This window comes from bacterium SCSIO 12643 (genome assembly GCA_024398135.1).
Lineage (GTDB): Bacteria > Bacteroidota > Bacteroidia > Flavobacteriales_G > Salibacteraceae > CAJXZP01.
In genome coordinates this window covers 4,053,287-4,070,579 of the sequence record CP073750.1, presented here as the reverse complement: position 1 = coordinate 4,070,579, position 17,293 = coordinate 4,053,287, and the positions used below count along the sequence as shown (strand labels likewise).

General features: G+C 34.5%; 18 protein-coding genes. 7 read left to right on the top strand and 11 right to left on the bottom strand.

From position 1 onward, the window contains the following. Positions 1 to 2 precede the first annotated feature (2 nt). Positions 3 to 1,262, top strand: coding sequence for a DUF2130 domain-containing protein (locus KFE94_17815; protein ID UTW66482.1), 1,260 nt, complete (start codon positions 3 to 5; stop codon positions 1,260 to 1,262). Here the strand turns inward: KFE94_17815 and KFE94_17810 are convergent. The 6 genes from KFE94_17810 to KFE94_17785 all read right to left on the bottom strand — a co-directional run bounded on the left by KFE94_17810 (position 1,259) and on the right by KFE94_17785 (position 5,153). Further along, positions 1,259 to 1,936, bottom strand: coding sequence for a response regulator transcription factor (locus KFE94_17810; GenBank protein ID UTW66481.1), 678 nt, complete (start codon positions 1,934 to 1,936; stop codon positions 1,259 to 1,261). The two genes, KFE94_17815 and KFE94_17810, sit on opposite strands and share 4 nt — an antisense overlap. Beyond that, on the bottom strand, positions 1,926 to 2,711 hold the full coding sequence (locus KFE94_17805; protein ID UTW66480.1) for a hypothetical protein: 786 nt from the start codon (positions 2,709 to 2,711) through the stop codon (positions 1,926 to 1,928). The genes KFE94_17810 and KFE94_17805 overlap by 11 nt, the downstream gene beginning before the upstream one ends. Continuing rightward, a complete protein-coding gene (locus tag KFE94_17800) occupies positions 2,669 to 3,358 on the bottom strand; it encodes a hypothetical protein (GenBank protein UTW66479.1) in 690 nt (229 codons plus the stop codon). The genes KFE94_17805 and KFE94_17800 overlap by 43 nt, the downstream gene beginning before the upstream one ends. Positions 3,359 to 3,367: 9 nt before the next feature. Next, positions 3,368 to 4,057: a hypothetical protein gene (locus tag KFE94_17795; GenBank protein ID UTW66478.1), complete on the bottom strand. Its 690-nt coding sequence runs from the start codon at positions 4,055 to 4,057 to the stop codon at positions 3,368 to 3,370. A 238-nt stretch (positions 4,058 to 4,295) separates the two neighbouring features. Beyond that, positions 4,296 to 4,616, bottom strand: a complete 321-nt coding sequence (locus KFE94_17790) for a helix-turn-helix transcriptional regulator (GenBank protein ID UTW66477.1) — start codon at positions 4,614 to 4,616, stop codon at positions 4,296 to 4,298. 210 nt (positions 4,617 to 4,826) lie between these two features. Continuing rightward, positions 4,827 to 5,153 carry a helix-turn-helix transcriptional regulator gene (locus tag KFE94_17785; GenBank protein ID UTW66476.1) on the bottom strand — a complete coding sequence of 109 codons (327 nt, stop codon included), beginning with the start codon at positions 5,151 to 5,153 and terminating at the stop codon, positions 4,827 to 4,829. Positions 5,154 to 5,285: 132 nt separating this feature from the next. Between KFE94_17785 and KFE94_17780 the strand changes: the two genes are divergently transcribed. Both KFE94_17780 and KFE94_17775 read left to right on the top strand, forming a co-directional pair. Beyond that, on the top strand, positions 5,286 to 5,618 hold the full coding sequence (locus KFE94_17780) for a hypothetical protein (protein ID UTW66475.1): 333 nt from the start codon (positions 5,286 to 5,288) through the stop codon (positions 5,616 to 5,618). 28 nt (positions 5,619 to 5,646) lie between these two features. After that, positions 5,647 to 6,171 (top strand): hypothetical protein, encoded by a 525-nt coding sequence (locus tag KFE94_17775; GenBank protein UTW66474.1) that lies wholly within the window; start codon positions 5,647 to 5,649, stop codon positions 6,169 to 6,171. A gap of 146 nt (positions 6,172 to 6,317) precedes the next feature. Here the strand turns inward: KFE94_17775 and KFE94_17770 are convergent, their stop codons facing one another. From KFE94_17770 to KFE94_17750, 5 genes are all read right to left on the bottom strand, one after another. Further along, complete coding sequence (locus tag KFE94_17770) at positions 6,318 to 7,850, bottom strand: T9SS type A sorting domain-containing protein (GenBank protein UTW66473.1); 1,533 nt, start codon at positions 7,848 to 7,850, stop codon at positions 6,318 to 6,320. 210 nt (positions 7,851 to 8,060) lie between these two features. Beyond that, positions 8,061 to 8,768, bottom strand: a complete 708-nt coding sequence (locus tag KFE94_17765) for a response regulator transcription factor (GenBank protein UTW66472.1) — start codon at positions 8,766 to 8,768, stop codon at positions 8,061 to 8,063. Positions 8,769 to 8,770: 2 nt separating this feature from the next. Beyond that, positions 8,771 to 11,554 carry a histidine kinase gene (locus KFE94_17760; protein ID UTW66471.1) on the bottom strand — a complete coding sequence of 928 codons (2,784 nt, stop codon included), beginning with the start codon at positions 11,552 to 11,554 and terminating at the stop codon, positions 8,771 to 8,773. 48 nt (positions 11,555 to 11,602) lie between these two features. Beyond that, complete coding sequence (locus tag KFE94_17755; GenBank protein ID UTW66470.1) at positions 11,603 to 12,292, bottom strand: DUF1669 domain-containing protein; 690 nt, start codon at positions 12,290 to 12,292, stop codon at positions 11,603 to 11,605. After that, a complete protein-coding gene (locus KFE94_17750; protein ID UTW66469.1) occupies positions 12,289 to 12,948 on the bottom strand; it encodes a helix-turn-helix transcriptional regulator in 660 nt (219 codons plus the stop codon). The genes KFE94_17755 and KFE94_17750 overlap by 4 nt, the downstream gene beginning before the upstream one ends. Positions 12,949 to 13,167: 219 nt before the next feature. On the opposite strand from KFE94_17750, the gene KFE94_17745 reads away from it, so the two are divergent. From KFE94_17745 to KFE94_17730, 4 genes are read left to right on the top strand one after another with little or no spacing between them, the layout of a single operon-like run. Next, on the top strand, positions 13,168 to 13,563 hold the full coding sequence (locus KFE94_17745) for a molecular chaperone Tir (protein ID UTW66468.1): 396 nt from the start codon (positions 13,168 to 13,170) through the stop codon (positions 13,561 to 13,563). Positions 13,564 to 13,575: 12 nt separating this feature from the next. Then, positions 13,576 to 14,283: a PspA/IM30 family protein gene (locus tag KFE94_17740; protein UTW66467.1), complete on the top strand. Its 708-nt coding sequence runs from the start codon at positions 13,576 to 13,578 to the stop codon at positions 14,281 to 14,283. A gap of 58 nt (positions 14,284 to 14,341) precedes the next feature. Further along, complete coding sequence (locus KFE94_17735) at positions 14,342 to 15,004, top strand: DUF1449 family protein (GenBank protein ID UTW66466.1); 663 nt, start codon at positions 14,342 to 14,344, stop codon at positions 15,002 to 15,004. A 37-nt stretch (positions 15,005 to 15,041) separates the two neighbouring features. Next, positions 15,042 to 17,177 (top strand): flotillin family protein, encoded by a 2,136-nt coding sequence (locus KFE94_17730; protein ID UTW68311.1) that lies wholly within the window; start codon positions 15,042 to 15,044, stop codon positions 17,175 to 17,177. Positions 17,178 to 17,293 lie beyond the last annotated feature (116 nt).

The window sequence follows — 17,293 nt, the reverse complement described above, 5'->3', positions numbered from 1 at the left end:
AAATGAAAAATGAAAACCAAGTCAAATGTCCTAATTGTGGAACTTCAATAGATGTACAGGATATTCTGGCACATCAGTTAGAGGAGGAGATTAAACAGAAATTTCAATCTCAGTTGGCCGCAGAAAGAAAGAAGTACGAAACCCAATTTAAAGAGCTTAATAAGGCCAAAGAAGATTTTCAAAAAGCAAAGAAGCAAGCCAATGATATGTTTCAGGAGCGTTTGGAAAAACAACTGAAAGAAGAACGTAAATCTATTGAGAACAAGCTAAAGACAAAACTTCAGGATGAACAATCTGAACAGTTTCAGGCGTTGCAAAAAGAACTGAATGAAAAATCTGAAAAGATTAAAGATTTAAACAGATCAAAAGCGGAAATTGAGAAGCTTAAGCGTGAAAAGGGGGAACTCAAGGAATCTCTTGAAGCGGAAGCACAGAAGAAACTAAGTGAAGCACTGATTGCCGAGAAGGAGAAAATCAGGAAGTCGGAAGAAGAGCGAAATGAACTACGGTTCAAGGAAATGCAAAAACAGTTAGAAGATCAGAAGCGACTTACTGAAGAAATGAAGCGTAAACAGGAACAGGGTTCTATGCAACTGCAAGGAGAGGTTCAGGAATTGGCAATCGAAGAATGGTTGATGAGTAAATTCCCGTTGGATACTGTTGTTGAAATTAAGAAAGGAGCTAGAGGGGGAGATTGTTTGCAAACCATCAATACCAGATCGGTTCAAAATTGTGGAACCATCTATTATGAAAGTAAACGAACGAAAGATTTTCAACCTTCCTGGATAGAAAAGTTTAAAGCGGATATTAGAGAAAAGGGAGCTAACATTGGGGTTTTGGTGACTAAAGTGATGCCTTCTGATATGGAGCGAATGGGAATGAAAGATGGCATTTGGATTTGTAATTATGAAGAGTTTAAAGGGTTGTGTGCGGTTTTAAGAGAGTCTATTATTCAGATCAATGCAGCCATAAGTTCACAGGAGAATAAAGGTGATAAAATGGTGATGCTTTATGATTTCCTGACCAGTAATACCTTCAAAATGCAAATTGAGGCCATAGTAGAAGGTTTTACTCAAATGAAATCAGATCTTGAAAGCGAAAAAAGATCTATGCAAAGAATTTGGAAACAAAGAGATAAGCAGATTGAAAAGGTAATTACCAACACCATTGATATGTATGGTTCAATCAAAGGAATTGCGGGTAATGCTATTCAAACTGTTAAATCATTAGAGTTACCGGGAGCAGAAGAGGAGGAGTTTTAACAGAAAAACATCAACTCATTTGGGTTGAATATTTCGTATTGAATGGCGTAAATAACTAATCCTGCACTGTTACGCGCACCCGTCTTGGCCATTAAACTGTTTTTGTGTCCTTCAACAGTTCTACGTGTGATAAATAACTGATCAGCAATTTCCTGAGCAGTAGACTGTCTACAAATGGCAAGTAAAACTTCTTTTTCACGTTCAGAGAGTACGTTGCTGTCAAACTTGGGTTTTGGTGCGTTTCCAGCAATTTGATGACGCATCACCTCAACATGTTCTTTTGTAAAATAGTGGCCTTTAGTCATTACCGTTTTAATGATTTCTTTTAAATCATCTGGGTTTAAACCCTTTGGTAGAAAAGCATCAATGCCATTTCGAACCATATAACCAATAAAAGATTTTTGGTAGTAGGATGAAATAATGATGACTTTAATATCCGGATATTTTTCTTTGAGCTCTCCGCCTATTTTAACGCCTTCTTCATCCTTCATTCTCAAATCCAGAAGAACAACATCAGGTATAATGTCTACCTCATTGAGTTTCTTCATGAATTCATTTCCTCCATATGCAGTCAGGCAAACATTAATGTCCATTTGTCGACTGAAATATTCGGCCAGTAGCTGAACGATGAGGATTTCGTCATCTACAATGGCAATATTGATTTTACTTTTCATTTTGATTGATTGTTTGTGGTAAAAAAAGAAAGAAATAAGACGTTCCTTTATTGAGCCTGGAGCGGAGTTTATATTTTCCGTTAAGCATTTGTGTTCGCATTTCAATATTACTTAATCCAAGTCCCGATTTATGAGTGTCTGTATCAAAACCAATTCCATCATCTTTGATGATAATGCCCATTGCATTTGAAGTAATGCGTACCATAAAATTTATGGTATTTGCCTCTGCGTGTTTTAAAATATTGTTTAAAACTTCCTGCATAATTCGGATCAATTGAAGCTTCATATTGCTTTCAACTTCTATTTCTTCATGTTCCGAAACGTAATAATTGATTTTAAAAGCCTTTCTGTAATGCGAAATCATATCTTCTACAAACTCCAGAAATTTGTTTTCATTAATCAGTGGAGGACTTAAATCATGAGAAATTCGTCTGGCAGCATCAATACAATATTTGAGCAAATCAGCAGCATCTTTATTGTTGGTAGTACTTTTATTTGAATACGTAAGAAGCATAACAATGTTGAGTTTTGAGATCAGCTCATCATGTAGATCTGCTGCAATTCTTTCGCGTTCAATTTCTTGGACTTTGATACTATCGCTTAGGAGTTTCTTTTGATGTTCCACCTGCATATTTGCAATTCTCCTGGTATCGCTCATCCGCTTTCTGAGGTAGATTCGGGTGAACATAATGAAGAAGCCAATAAGAACCAATATAAATCCTAAGCCTACTGCTAGCCAAATTGCTTGAGTTTCTGCTGTCTGCCATTCTGCCATACCGTCAAAATTAGGTTAACGTATAGTAATAAAAGAAAGACTAAACGCAAGGCCCAAAAGAAGAATACTAACGATACGTTTTCGTTTACCATAAATTTTATGGTTAATGACATAAACATATCTACAATGAGATATAAAATTATGATGGTATTTGTGGTGTATTCGCGTAGCGGAATTATAGATTCTGAGGTTAGTGTTTCCTTAATGTATAAGAAAGATAGTAGTAAGATTACACTATCAGCTAAAAGTCTGTGGTATAAATTGAATTCGTTAAAATCCGATGGCTCCCCATTGATCATTGGAATATGAAAAGATAAAGAAATTAACGTGTAAATGAGATAGAACGAGAACGCAAGAAGTCCGTAATTGATCCATTTTTTTGGCTCTAAGAAAAAGAACTTTTGATATAAAATGGAGAAAAATACAAATTCGACAAACGTGGATATAGAAAGAATAAACAGATTGTGATTTGATGTAATAAACCAGTAACGAGAGGTGATTTCCAATACAAGCGCTAAAGTCAGATATACCAGAATAAGTTTCTCTTTATTACCCGCTTTGGAATATTTGATTAAACCCAAAATTACTCCAACTGTAAGCACAGCTGGAGCAATTAAGGTTAGATATGTCATTACTGTATTAAGCATTGAAAAATATTAATTCACGCCTACAATTAACTGATACTCTACCAGACTTCCATTATGGAATGGAGGAGCCACAAGAGATACATCCGCTAAAGTTTCAAATTTCTTAAACGCATCACCCCAACATACCATGTCTGGTGTATTATCTTCTTTTAATGAAATGGTCATAATTGCATTTTCATTAACCAAATCATCGAAAATATACTTGAAATCTTGCATTGGTACGATGAAAAGCTGGAAAATCCCTGGATTCTCCGGTGTCGGGTTGGTAACAACGTTTTGTTGTAACCAGCTGTTTTTGTTCATTTCCCATCTGAAAAAATACTCTAAACCTTCTTGAGGGGTTAAAGCATCCGGATTTGGATTTTCTTGATTTTCAAAATGTGGAATCGTAGCCATAGGATTAAGCCCATTATTGTAGGTGCATTTTGTTGCATAATCGGCTAATCTGTCTACAGGAACATTACCCTGATAATCGTGAAAAGCATCGATTACATAGAATTCCAATTCACCGGAGGTGCTTACGGCAAGATAGATGTGAACATTGGTTGCATCATCACTCCAGTTTTCGTAAACTGCACGTGGGATGATAAGATTGTTCCCCTGGTTTAGTAGGGAAGTAGCTGTGGCTACATTACAACGGTCACTTTTCCATCGGGCAAGACCTTCCCTGATTTGATTCAAATTGTTTTCATTACTCATAGTGTGTGATTTGAATAAGTTAATAATATTAGTATAGTGTGGCACCAGTTTTTGGTGCGATCTGTGACAAATAGAAATAAAAAATATTGGAATTAAAATACGTGTTTATACGTATTTTGGTAAATGTGTAAAATTACCTATTCCGTTTTATAATCCAGATTAAGTCAGTAATTGTGTCTCATAATTAGTAGTATAGTGTTGATTTTGTTAGAGCTTCAAAGTATTAAAAATTCATTTACTATTCAATTGATTTTTCTAGTAATTGAACTCTTCGTTCCAGAGTTGAAATTCTATCTTCTACATAAGAGTTTTTATAAGACGGTCTCGCCTCATAAAATACTGGGATAGAATCTTCAAAAGGAGGAAATAATAAGTCAGCAGGATCAATGTCTAAATACTGAGAGATATCTATCACTGTTCTAACTCTAAGAGTGCCTTCTACAAACCATAACCGATAACCCTGAGGAGTAAACCCTAAATCAGAGGCCATCTGTTTTGTTGTAAGTCCTTTTATTTTAAGAATTTGTGTGATTCGATCTTTTATCTTGAGATAATCCATAAAAAAATGATTATAAATATGCTCAATAAATTGAGCCTGTATTTTAGATATTACAATGAATTGATAAGTTTTTGGTCTAAAAACAGAAACTATATTCAGAACAAATATAGATTAAGTTTGGTAACGAACGTTGGTTTTTAAGGTTAATATGAAATAAATGTTGTATTATTGAAGGGTGAAAGCAATTTAAATGATGTAGTTGTTGAAGTTTTATTCTGGTGCAATGCGCGATTCTAATTGTTGCACTTTTTCCTCAAGCTCAGAGATACGATCCTCAATGTATTGTGGCGCATAACGATCTCTGTCTTCACTTGCGGAATGAACGGATGGTGAATTCTCTCCAAAAAGGATCAGGCGCGGATCTACACTTAGATACTCTGCAATGTCAAAAATAGTTTGAACGCGAAGTGTTTTATTTAAGAACCAACCGCGATAGCCTTGAGGTGTATAACCTATATCTTCAGCCATTTGTTTAGATGTAATGGATCGTGCTTTTAGAAGTTGTTTGATGCGGAGTTTAATGCTGTTGTAATCCATTATGATACAGGTATTTAAAAAATAAAATTCAAAAAATAGGCAGAAACATAAATGCAATATTAGTTTCATTATGAAATAAATATTACATTTGTGTCGGTATTCTGAATCCGAATACAGAACAAATATAAAATTATGCCTAAAAAAACCATAGTAAAACCGCGCACATTAGCTTTTAGAGGAACCACACGGTATAAGTTTAGCATTCGTAAACTGTATGATAATTTATCCGCCAAAAAGAAACGTTCATTTAATATAGCTCTACAAGTAAACAACATTAGCAGAACAGCTTTTCATTCCTATTGTCATATCACCATGGAGAGTAAGCAGGATATACCCTGTGGAAAGTTAGATGTTATTGCTATGTTACTGGATAGTACTCCGGATGGCTTAAAAAACTACTCGGTAAAAAGATCACCTGATAATGAATATGAGGTTATACAGGTAAAGAAGCAGATGAAGAAATAATTGTTTAATCCTATCAAAATTTAGAGTTATGAATGGAGTCAACCTAAATAAAAAATCCGATAAAACAGATTTGAAAGTGCAAATATCCATGAGAGAGTTTACCCAAAGGATGTTTCTGAGATTAGCCAAAAGAGAATTAAACAAGGATGAGTACATTTTGGCTACATATTATTACTCAAAATTGTTGAATTTAAAAATTCATTTGGGAATGTTTGTGCATACCAACGGGAAGAATAAACTTATCAGCAAGCCACAAGGATATGAGAAATGGTTGGCCAAACACAGACCTGGAAATAGGAGAATATCCGGAGATTGTTTAGAATATTTTTATGCAGATAAAAAGATAATTTACGCAGGTTTTAGGGTAGTGGATGATATTACAGTGCAACCCATCAAATCAATTTCAATAGCTGAAGAGGGATTCTTCATATCTATAAACACAGATATTGAGCCTGTTTATATAAAGTTTGGTTCCCATCAAACCATTGTAGAACATCTGGAGTTTATGGATTTACAATTATCGAGAAACGCGATTAAACAAATATTCAATTGATCATTCTATGATAATGTGAGTGAAGAATGGTTGATTGTAACCACCTACGATACACTTAAGCAGTGAAGAGAGTGCCAGGTTGGTGCTTTCTTTGCTTAGGGTATAAAAAGCGAATCCAATTTGGATTCGCTTTTTTGATTAAGTCATTATTTGGTTATCGTAAAAGATCTGGTTTGGCGCTGTGTTTCCGTAGTAAGAATTACGTGATACATTCCTGCCGGTAGAGTACTTGTGTTGATATCGAATTTTGCAGGACCTTCTGCAAGTACAGATTGATTTACAATCGTTGAAATAAGTTTGCCGGTACTATTATAAATCATCAAGCTAACTGTTTCTTTTTGATCTAAAAGAAAAGAAATTTGTGTTTGTTCGTTCGCTGGGTTAGGGTAAACTTTGAAGTCATCAGTTTCTCCTTCTTCGGTATTAATTGCACCAGTAGGAACAGTTTTGAATTCCTTGCCGCCAGCTGCCCAGGTTAATGTTTCTCCGTTAAATTCGCCACAATTGATATTAACTTCCATGGATGTTGCGTCACAACATGTACCGCATAGGGTGTTTTTATGTACCAGAAGAGTAATAGTATAGGTTCCTGATTGCGCATATTGATGTACTGGGTTTTGTAATGTAGATGATGTCCCATCTCCAAAACTCCAGAAATAACTAGTTCCTGATGATGCTCCAGCCGCATATAAACGAATCGGATTACATAAGTCTTCCATACTTATTCTGGAATGGACATTACACTCTTCACCAAGGCAAAATTCACGAATCGTAGAGACCCATGAAGAACATTCATTCTGAGCAACAACTTTTACCGAATAACATCGTCCAATGATTAATGGCATGTTTGGAGAAGAAGTGAGAGGATTTATTGATGAATAGGCAGAATTGGCTGCCATTTGTGTCAGATTGAAGTTGGCTAATCCAGATTGGGTCATTTCATTGCTGGTTAACCATCTCATATGTTCTGTTTGCGTTGTTAGGTCTAAAATTGATACGAAGTAATTAGTTGCATTAGGGTCTTTAGTGATATTAAGTCTGATATCATGTGAATTACAGATGTTTAATGGATTGTCATTTTCATCGTTTATAGTAAATGAAGGGTTATTTAAGCCTTCACACATTGAAATATTGTCTAAGGCAAAATCATTGAATTGTTCATTAGTGTTTCGTTGGACAATTCTTATTCTGTAAATGTTTCCTATGGTACATGGGAGGTTAGTGTTTCTTGATGTCCAGATATTAAGTTGACCTTCATCCTTATTGACACTATATTCAACAGCGTTTGTAGAATTGTTGACAAGTTCTATGGTTAAATCTATATCCATTGGTTGTCCACTGAATATTCTTGTAATTATATCATAATTAAACGTATAATTACTTGTCGTTGCCGTAAATGTGTTGGACATTTCCCAAACTATTTTGGGCGCATCTTCATCATTATATCCATCAATTATCATGAATTTCCCATTACCTGAAAATACATTCCATCCACTGATTCCATAGCTGGTTGTAACAATATCATATTCACCTTGAAAAGGAGATGATTGCTGCAAGTATTCACTTGTAAAGTCGGTGTTTCCATTTGAAAAGGTTCCATTGGATATTTGTCCAAAAGAAACTTGAGATAGTAAAATAAAGGCTCCAATAAAAGCCGAGATTAAGTTTTTAGTTTTCATAATGTTAATTTAAAAATATAGGTAGCGTACTCTTTTTGGGATTTTCCGCATGCTCCAATTGTAGTCATAATGGGAGGTTAACCCGATTTAGTAACCTAATGTTAAAATTAGCTACTGCAATGTATGGGCTATGAAAACTAAATGTGGGCACTACTTCATGAATTGATAGGGTGACTTCATGAAGGTTTAGTTTCAATTCATAAATGAATCTTATAAGTACAATTGAGAGAGTTTTTCCAGGTTGGATTTGGAAATAGGAATAATATGAGATTGAATTTCAACATATTTCCCATCATGGGTATGCAGTTTATTAACCTTTGACGTATTGATGATATATGATCTATGAATACGTAGAAATTCATTGGAAACCAGAAGTTGTTCCGCGTGTTTTATAGACTTAGATAGAATTAACGATTTATTACCCTCTAAATAAAACTTAGTATAACTACCATCGGCCTGGCAAAATAAAATATCTGAAGGATGAATAAGGTGAGTTCCGTCTAAAGAGGGAATAGGGATGAGTTTAGGTTTGTTGGATTTGGCTTTTTGCGTCACTTTCGTTAAGTCATGGATGCATTTAACCAATTCACGATAATCAATAGGTTTGAGAATGTAATCAAAAGCATGCCTTTTTAATGCTTCCATTCCAAAGTTATCATGTGCAGTAACAAATATGACATGGAAATTTTTTTGAGGAAGTAAATCAATGAGATCAAACCCGGTTTCATCTGCTGATAACGAGATGTCTAAAAAAACAATTTGTGGCTCATTTCTGGAAATAAGTCGATAACCATCGCTAAGCGTATGCGCCTTTCCTATTACGGAAACTTGCGGGCAATATTTGTTTAGAATAAGCTCCAGGTTATTCGCGGCATGTAATTCGTCATCAATTATAACAGCAGTATGTGTGTGACCCATTATTAAGTAGCTAGTTTATACGGTAAATTAAATTTTATTAAAGTGCCTTCATATGGCTTAGTACATTCTAGGTTCTGTGCTTTTAATATCGTAACTTCAGATAATTTAGTATTTAAAGAAGTAATTAATTTAATTCTTTCTTTAGTTACCCCGGTTCCATAAGATTTGGATGTCTTTTTTAGTGTTGTTTTATAGTAGCCTACACCGTTATCTTCAATTTCAAAATACAATGTCTCTTCTTGTTTTTTTATTCTTATAATCACCATCCCATTTGTAGTTTGATGTAATTTTCCATGCCATATAGCATTTTCCACATATGGTTGAATCAATAGAGCAGGAATGAGGCATTTATTTTCATCAATATCCGGGCCAATTTCAATTTTAAAATCAAAGGACCCATTTAGTCTTTTAAGCTCTAAATCTATGTAGAGTTGAATCGTGTCTATTTCATTAATCAGAGTAATTTCAGGAGAATCGGAGTTTTTAAGTACTTGCCGGATTAGTGCAGAAAAATCTAAAAGATAGTCATTAGCTTTTTCAGTATTGTTAGCCATAATAAAATGCTGAATGGAATTTAAAGAATTAAAAATGAAATGAGGGTTCATTTTGGATTGTAAATTCATGGCTTTAAACTTTTGTAGGTCAATTTGAAGTTTGGCTTTTGCTTTGTGTTTAACAAATTGACGCCTTACTATGATTACTGTAACCGTGACAACAAAACATATAGTAAGAAAAGTAAACCACCAGGTTTTCCAAAAAGGAGTTAGAATGGTAAATGGGATTTGAATAGATTCGCTTTCTATGCCATCTACGTTAATGGCTTTTATTCTTAATGTGTATTTTCCTGGAGGGATGGCTAAATAATGAAGATCAGGATTTTTTGAAGTTTGCCAGTTTGAATCCAAACCGGCTAGTTTGTATTTGTATTGGATACTATTAAACGAATGATAGGAGATTCCTTGAAATTGGAAGTTTAAATTGTTTTGATGGGGTGAGAGAATTGGGTTAACAAATTGATCTGTTGGAATATTGTTGATTAAAATATTCTTGATATAGATTTTGGGAGGAGAATTGTTTTTGTCTAAATCATCATATTTTATAAAAGAAACCCCAGAATTTGAAGCTAAAAACAATGTGTCAGATTGTATCCAAATATGGCGAATATCTGGAGAGTTGATCCCGCTATTTGTGGAAAGTTTGTAGCTTTTGGTAAACGATTTGTTTTTCCATTTTAAACCGTTGACACCTTTGTTTGTGGCAACCCAAAGAATTTGATGCGTTGAGTCAAAAATTATCTGATTAATCGTATTGCTTAATAATCCATTATTAGTTCTATATGAGATTATTGAGCTTTGGTATTTGAGTAATAGTCCATTTACGCGAGTTGCAATAATAATAACAGAATCGGATGTCTCCGTGATATCCTGTACAGCTATATTTTGCAGTAAAGAGTGGTTGGTTTGTAGTTCTAAAACATTTTTAATGGTATCAAGTTTGTACAAGCCAGACTTGGTTCCTGTCCAAATGTTATTCTTATAGTCCTTGAATATTTTATTGATTTTTGGTGAGTCTATATGTTTTTCTTTTTCTTCCTGAGATTTTTCAATATTCCAGAAGCTTAACCCAGAATTGTGTGGTGCGTATAAAATTAAATTGGGTTGAAGTTTTAAGATAGCTCTACTGGTAGGTTTAAGAGGAGGGAGTCTAGTCGCATATTCAAATTTTATCCCAATTTTATGGATTTTATTTGGAACTTTAGAAACGTTTAGTTCTTTAGATACGCGTTTAAGATTTCGAGATTTTTGATCTATTTCATATTGACTCATATCTGTAAATCCGAAAATGATGTTTTGGTTTTGAGGAATGACATAATGGATGTTAGAACTCATCCCTTCATTTTTAGTGGAGTAAAAGGTGATATTAAGATTAGGCACGTAAATGATACCGGAGTTTAGCGTGGAGAACCAATATCCGGATTCAAAATCGGAAGAGATTCCGGTAATTGAATATTGACTTAAGATAGACTTTTTGATTTGGAAGGATATGGGGTCATAAAAGTGTACGCCATCACTTCCAGAAACTATGGTGTGTTTTGTTCTTTTATAAATGTTTATGAGTTCTCCTCGATGATTCTTTACTGTGAATTTGCGTTTGAAATAATTCAAGTTTAGAATATAGTTTGATTGTTCTAAAATCGAGGGGATAGATGAAATGTTCTCGAAAATAGTCTGTATTTCCGGTTTGTAACTAGACTCAAAAATGCGGGCAGTTCCATTGGAGTCAATATCCAGGCTAATGAAGTTGGTCAGATCGAGATGCACATTGTTTTTAGAGTCAATAGTGAAATTTGTAATGGTATTGCCTAAGTAGTATTCAGACAGGTATTTAACAATTGTGTCATTGTATTCGTACGGTAAAAAATCTCCATCTTCCAGGTAGCAAAGTTTGCGATTATAGGTAATCATCCATAGGCGGTCTTTAACATCCTGATGAAATTGTAAAACCGTATTATCTGTTAAACCGTCATTTGTAGTGTAAACATTAAACCGATGACCATCGTATTGCGCAATACCTTTATCTGTACCAACCCAGATATATCCCTTTGAATCGTGATATACATCGTATGTTTCTGCACTGGGTAAACCATCACTTACAGAATAATTGAAATAGTAAACGGAAGGGGGGATATCTTGCGAATACCCATTAAAACCCAATAGCATAAAGATGATTAAAGCAAATTTTTTGCTATCATATAATCGAATATTAGTTAAAAGGTTGATACGCAAGTTATTTGTTTTGATTCGCCCTAATTTCGTGTGAATTTTAAATATCAACTATTTATTAATTGATTCTAATTCCATCCAAAGTTCATTGAATTCATTTTCAAAGGCTTTGATAATGTTGAGTTCTGTGTTGATAATAATGTTTTCATAATTTCGGTCCTCCGCACTTTTTGTCCAATTGTAACTGCCTGTAATAACATGCTCATTGTCAATAATACAAAATTTGTGATGCATGTGTCCGTAATGACAATCTACTTTGATGGGGATGTTTCGCTTTCGAAACAAACGAATATCTGATCCCATATCGTACATTTTTTGGTCATCGGTTATAATTTGAACATTAATGCCTCTTAGGTGCGCATCAACAATTTCGGAGCTAATGTCATTGTCACTTATGGTGAAAAGGCAAATTTTAAGATTGGATCTGGCTTGTTGAATATGATGAATAATGGCATTTTTACATTCACTACCCGGACTAAAATAGACCCGAGATTTTTCAATTTTTTCATCATCTAAAACCAATGTAAGCTTTGTAACCGATTCTATCCAGTCGATTAGATTCGGGGTGGGGATCAAGTCGGTTTGGCTTCTGGCAATTTTAAAAATTTCACTTCTTAAAATATGAAGTTCACGCTTGTCAAAGCGCTTCTCGATAATGGTTTCTTTTAAAATTCGTTTTTCACTTCTCGTCAGCGCATGATCCTCGATAGAATCTTTAATAAGTTGGATTACAGTGTTCATTTATTGAGTTTTTGGATTAGTTTTTCCATTTGAATCTCCATTTGAGCTATTCGATCTTCAAGGTTTGAGGAGGTTTGGGGTGAAATGGTTTCTATTTTCTGTTTGACCAGGAAAGCCTGATCAAAGCTAATGTTTTCTTTTTTGATTCTACTTGACTCAGAAATAAAAGCCTGATCTTTTGCTATAAATAAATAAAGTCCGGGAATGTTTATAGAATTATTATGTTCACATATTATGATGTCACCAACATTAAAATTTGATTGAATATGCGTGTTAATTTCAAATGCAATATCTCCATTAATAAATTGATTGGGGAAGTAAACGGTAAATTGATCTGTCACAATTTGCTTTTCAATAAACGAGCTCCAATTCCAGTTATTAATAAACAGTACGGGTTTAGTTGGAGTATCGGTTTTTGAAGTTTGTATTTTAAAATTTGATAACTGATTAACCGTTAGTTCTTTTGATAGCAGAGTTTCAATAGGAATGCTAAAATGTTTAGCAATTTGAAGAATTATGTCTGTTTTGGGTTCAGCTCTTCCTTCTTCGTAAGCACCAACACTGGCTCTGGTTAAGCCAAATATTTCAGCGAATGCAGCTTGACTGAGGTTTTTGGTGGCGCGTATCTTTTTGATGTTTTTTCCAATTTTTGACATGTGGATAAATTTATGCTAATTATTTTTGCATATGCTAATAAAAATAGTATAATTGTAAAACAAATTTAGCATTAATGTTTAAGGAACGGAAAAAAAGGGCGTAAATATTAGAGCATTATGTTCTTGATAAATAGCTTTAAGTATATACCCAAAGAGCAGAAAAAAATCTTAGATTTGATGCTGCTCTAGAAAAGTTTAATTATTAAAAAATAACCAGAAATGAAAGACAGCTTCGAGAAAGTTAAAAATTACCTAATTGATCTTGGCCATTCTGTTACCCTAGAAAATTCGAATGATAATATCTTGGTTGTAGAGGATGAGAGTATCGGGATTAAAAATCTTGTAATTGGTTGTGCCGATCCTATTTTGATTATGGAACAACATTTATTGGATGTCAAAGATACTGATCCGGTGATATTCAAAAAATTATTGCAAAAGAATAGAGATATTATTCATGGCGCATTTGTCTTGGATGAATCAGGTGAAAAATTGATATTCAGGGATACTTTGCAAATTTCGAACTTAGATATTAATGAGTTAGAAGGTTCAATAAACTCGTTGACACTACTGTTGTCAGAGTATTCAGAGGAACTAATACAGATTTCAAAAAACTAAAAAAACTTAGCTATGAATTTATTTAATAGATTATTCAAGATAGGGCAGGCGGAAGCACATTCTGCGGTTGATAAATTAGAAGATCCTATAAAACTTACTGAGCAGGGAATTCGTGATATGAAAGAAGACCTGGATAAGAGTCTTAAAGCTTTGGCAGAAGTAAAAGCCATGGCGATTAGAGCCAGAAATGATCATGAGTCTTATATAGAAAAGTCGAAAGATTATGAAGGTAAAGCGATGTTGCTTTTGAAAAGAGCTCAGAATAATGAGTTAGATGCTAGTGAAGCCGATAGATTGGCTACGGAAGCATTAGTGCTTAAAGAAGAAAATATTAAACATGCAGCTCATGCTTTGACAGAAAAAAATCGATTTGAAAAATCGGTAAGTCAGCTGGAAACAAATGTGAAGACTATAAAGTCTAATATCAGCAAATGGGAGTCTGAGCTGAAAACGCTTAAAGCACGTGTGAAAGTGAGTACAGCAACCAAGAATTTGAACAAGCAATTGGCTCAAATTGATTCTACGGATACTGTTTCTTTATTAGAAAGAATGAAAGATAAAGTGGCGCAGGAAGAAGCGTTGGCAGAATCATACGGTGTAATTGCAAATGAGAGTAGGTCTGTTGATGAAGATATTGAAAAAGCTTTGGATGGTGCAGATCAACTTAAAGCAAGTGATGAACTGGCAGCTCTAAAAGCAAAAATGGGTTTAGATAAGTAAGACATATTCCAGACCTGAACTCCCTTGTTTTCTTAATAAAATGAAATTTAAAATTTAAATGCTTGAATTATTTCATGCTGCTTTTTCGGCAGTGAATTTTATCCCTACGGCTTTATTGGTATTTGTAGTGTTTTATTGGCTCCTGGTTATATTAGGCGCGGTGGATATTAGCTCATTTGATATCGATGTAGATATTGATTTAGATTCGGACATTGATCTGGATGCGGATGCAGAGGTTGATGGAGGGAGTGAAGCTTCTATTTCCTGGATAAACAACATATTGGCATTTTTTAATTTGGATAAAATCCCTTTAATGGTCTTTTTAACTTTTTTGATTTTACCAATGTGGGTGATTTCTATTATGACCAATTATATTCTGGGAAATACTTCATTCATTTTATCACTTGTATTCTTAATTCCAAACTTTATAGTAAGCTTATTAATTGCTAAACCGTCTACTTATCCCTTTGTTAAGATCTTTAGCATATTAGATAAGGAAACTGAGAATACACAAGATTTATTAGGAACTGTAGGTAAAGTGATCATTAGTGCAAGTGATCAAAAACTAGGACAAGGTGAAGTTTTATTATCCGGATCGAATTACAGAATTAACATAAAAACAAAAAGAGGACATATCAAAAGAGGGCAAAAAATGTTGGTTGTTAACCACGAGAAAGACGCAAGTTTTTACATCGTGGAGCCCTATGAAACAATTGACTAAAATTTAATTAACGCTAAAAAATAAAATTATGATGGAAATGTTACAGAATACTGTATTCACTGGAATTGTTATTCTAGTTGTGGTGGTAATAGGCTTATTTGCCATGATTGCCAAATGGTATAGAAAAGCCTCGCAAGGCCAGGCACTGGTGAGAACCGGAGTTGGAGGAACCAAAGTATCTTTTAATGGTATCATGGTCATTCCTGTATTGCATCGTTTGGAAATGATGGATATTTCGTTGAAAACGATATTGATTGAAAGACATGGTTCGGATGGATTAGTATGTCAGGATAACATGCGTGCGGATATCAAAGTTGCGTTTTTTGTACGTGTAAATAAAACCTCTGATGATGTGATTCAGGTAGCACAGTCAGTTGGTTGTGTGAGGGCTTCAGATCAGGAAATGTTAAACAATCTGTTTGATTCGAAGTTCTCAGAAGCCCTTAAAACAGTAGGTAAGAAGTTTGATTTTGCAGACTTATATAATAAACGTGATGATTTCAGAGAAGAAATTCTGAATAGTTTAGGAACAGATTTAAATGGTTATATCCTGGATGATGCGGCAATTGATTATTTGGAGCAAACGCCTTTAGATCATATGGATGAGAAAAATATTCTGGATGCTGAAGGTATCAAGAAGATTATTGAAATCACTTCAAAAGAAAAAATTCAATCCAATTTGATTGAGAAAGAAAAGGAGAAAACGATCACAAAACAAAACGTAGAAGCAAGAGAAACCATCTTACAGTTAGAAAAACAACTTGCAGAAACGGAGGAAAAGCAGAAAAGAGAAGTTGCGAATATCAAGTCCAGAGAGGAAGCTGAAATAGCTAAAGTGGAGCAGGAAGAAAGGCTGAAGGCGGAAAAGGCTAGAATTATTACCGAAGAAGAAATTCAAATTGCAGAGCAAAATAAAGATCGAGAAGTAATCGTTGCTGCCAAAAACAAAGAACGTACTAAGGCTGTTGAGACAGAGAAAGTAGAAAAAGATAGAATGCTTGAAGTAACAGAAAGAGAACGAATTGTAACTCTTGCTCAAATTGAGAAAGAAAAGTCAATTGAGGAAGAAAAGAAAAACGTTCAGGAGGTTATTCGAGAAAGAGTTTCTATTGAGAAAACCGTAGTTGTTGAAGAGGAGAGTATTAAGGATACGAAAACCAAGGCTCAGGCAGATCGTGAAAAACTGGTTGCAATTACAAAAGCTGAAGAGTTAGCTGAAGCCGATTTAGTGCAACAGATTAAAGCCGCAGAGGCAGGTAAAAAAGCCGCTGAATTTAGAGCTGAAAAAGTTCTTATTGATGCTAAGGCCGAGCAAGATTCTTCTGTTCAAAAAGCAGAAGCAATTAAAACACTAGCTGATGCAGAGGCAGCGAAAGAAGCAGCACATGGAATTGCGGAAGCCAAAGTGTTAGAAGCCAAAGCTGAAGCTAGAGAAAAGCAAGGAGAAGCAGAGGCTTCAGTTATTGAAGCTAAAGCGTTTGCAGAGGCTAAAGGAATTGAGGCGAAATCATTTGCACAAGCTAAATCTGATATTGAATTAGGTTCAGCAGAAGCACAGGTGATTGAAGCGAAAGCTGTTGCTGATGAGAAGAAAGGAATGGCTGAAGCGTCAGTAAGCAAAGAAAAATATCATGTGGAAGCGATGGGAATTCACGAAAAAGCTGAAGCAATGAAGAAACTGGATGGTGTTGGTAAAGAACACGAAGAGTTTAAACTGGAATTGGATAAAGCGAAACAGGTGGAGTTGGCTCAAATTCAAATTCAAAAAGATATAGCTGATGCACAGGCAGAGGTGATTTCCAATGCATTGAAAACTGCTAAGATTGATATTGTGGGTGGTGAAACGGTATTCTTTGATAAGATTATTGGAGCGATTTCAAATGGGAAATCTGTAGATAGGGCTATTGATAACAGTGAAACTTTAAAGGGACTAAAATCTCATTTTTTAGATGATATAGAAGGAAGTTCCTTAAAGGAGAAGATACAAAACCTTATTCGACAGTTTGGTATCGATTCTGAAGATTTAAAGAACCTATCGGTGTCTATGTTGATCTTTAAAATGATGCAACAAACTAATGACTCCAAAGAAAAAGGAATGCTTGAAGAGCTATTAAAAATGGCTAAAACAACAGGTATTGATAATGTGACACCAAGTTCATTGGGAATCTCATAGATCAATTTTATATCGTTGATTTTGATGGATTAACCATGAATTTCGTTTCAAGGGAGACCATGGTATGTCCATCAATTTAATACTCTATGTTCATTTCAATAATGTATAAATGACAC

Excerpts from the sequence above, each read along its gene's own strand:
- KFE94_17815 (UTW66482.1), top strand. The coding sequence starts at position 3 with ATGAAAAATGAAAACCAAGTCAAATGTCCTAATTGTGGAACTTCAATA.
- KFE94_17810 (UTW66481.1), bottom strand. The coding sequence starts at position 1,936 with ATGAAAAGTAAAATCAATATTGCCATTGTAGATGACGAAATCCTCATC.
- KFE94_17805 (UTW66480.1), bottom strand. The coding sequence starts at position 2,711 with ATGGCAGAATGGCAGACAGCAGAAACTCAAGCAATTTGGCTAGCAGTA.
- KFE94_17800 (UTW66479.1), bottom strand. The coding sequence starts at position 3,358 with ATGCTTAATACAGTAATGACATATCTAACCTTAATTGCTCCAGCTGTG.
- KFE94_17795 (UTW66478.1), bottom strand. The coding sequence starts at position 4,057 with ATGAGTAATGAAAACAATTTGAATCAAATCAGGGAAGGTCTTGCCCGA.
- KFE94_17790 (UTW66477.1), bottom strand. The coding sequence starts at position 4,616 with ATGGATTATCTCAAGATAAAAGATCGAATCACACAAATTCTTAAAATA.
- KFE94_17785 (UTW66476.1), bottom strand. The coding sequence starts at position 5,153 with ATGGATTACAACAGCATTAAACTCCGCATCAAACAACTTCTAAAAGCA.
- KFE94_17780 (UTW66475.1), top strand. The coding sequence starts at position 5,286 with ATGCCTAAAAAAACCATAGTAAAACCGCGCACATTAGCTTTTAGAGGA.
- KFE94_17775 (UTW66474.1), top strand. The coding sequence starts at position 5,647 with ATGAATGGAGTCAACCTAAATAAAAAATCCGATAAAACAGATTTGAAA.
- KFE94_17770 (UTW66473.1), bottom strand. The coding sequence starts at position 7,850 with ATGAAAACTAAAAACTTAATCTCGGCTTTTATTGGAGCCTTTATTTTA.
- KFE94_17765 (UTW66472.1), bottom strand. The coding sequence starts at position 8,768 with ATGGGTCACACACATACTGCTGTTATAATTGATGACGAATTACATGCC.
- KFE94_17755 (UTW66470.1), bottom strand. The coding sequence starts at position 12,292 with ATGAACACTGTAATCCAACTTATTAAAGATTCTATCGAGGATCATGCG.
- KFE94_17750 (UTW66469.1), bottom strand. The coding sequence starts at position 12,948 with ATGTCAAAAATTGGAAAAAACATCAAAAAGATACGCGCCACCAAAAAC.
- KFE94_17745 (UTW66468.1), top strand. The coding sequence starts at position 13,168 with ATGAAAGACAGCTTCGAGAAAGTTAAAAATTACCTAATTGATCTTGGC.
- KFE94_17740 (UTW66467.1), top strand. The coding sequence starts at position 13,576 with ATGAATTTATTTAATAGATTATTCAAGATAGGGCAGGCGGAAGCACAT.
- KFE94_17735 (UTW66466.1), top strand. The coding sequence starts at position 14,342 with ATGCTTGAATTATTTCATGCTGCTTTTTCGGCAGTGAATTTTATCCCT.
- KFE94_17730 (UTW68311.1), top strand. The coding sequence starts at position 15,042 with ATGTTACAGAATACTGTATTCACTGGAATTGTTATTCTAGTTGTGGTG.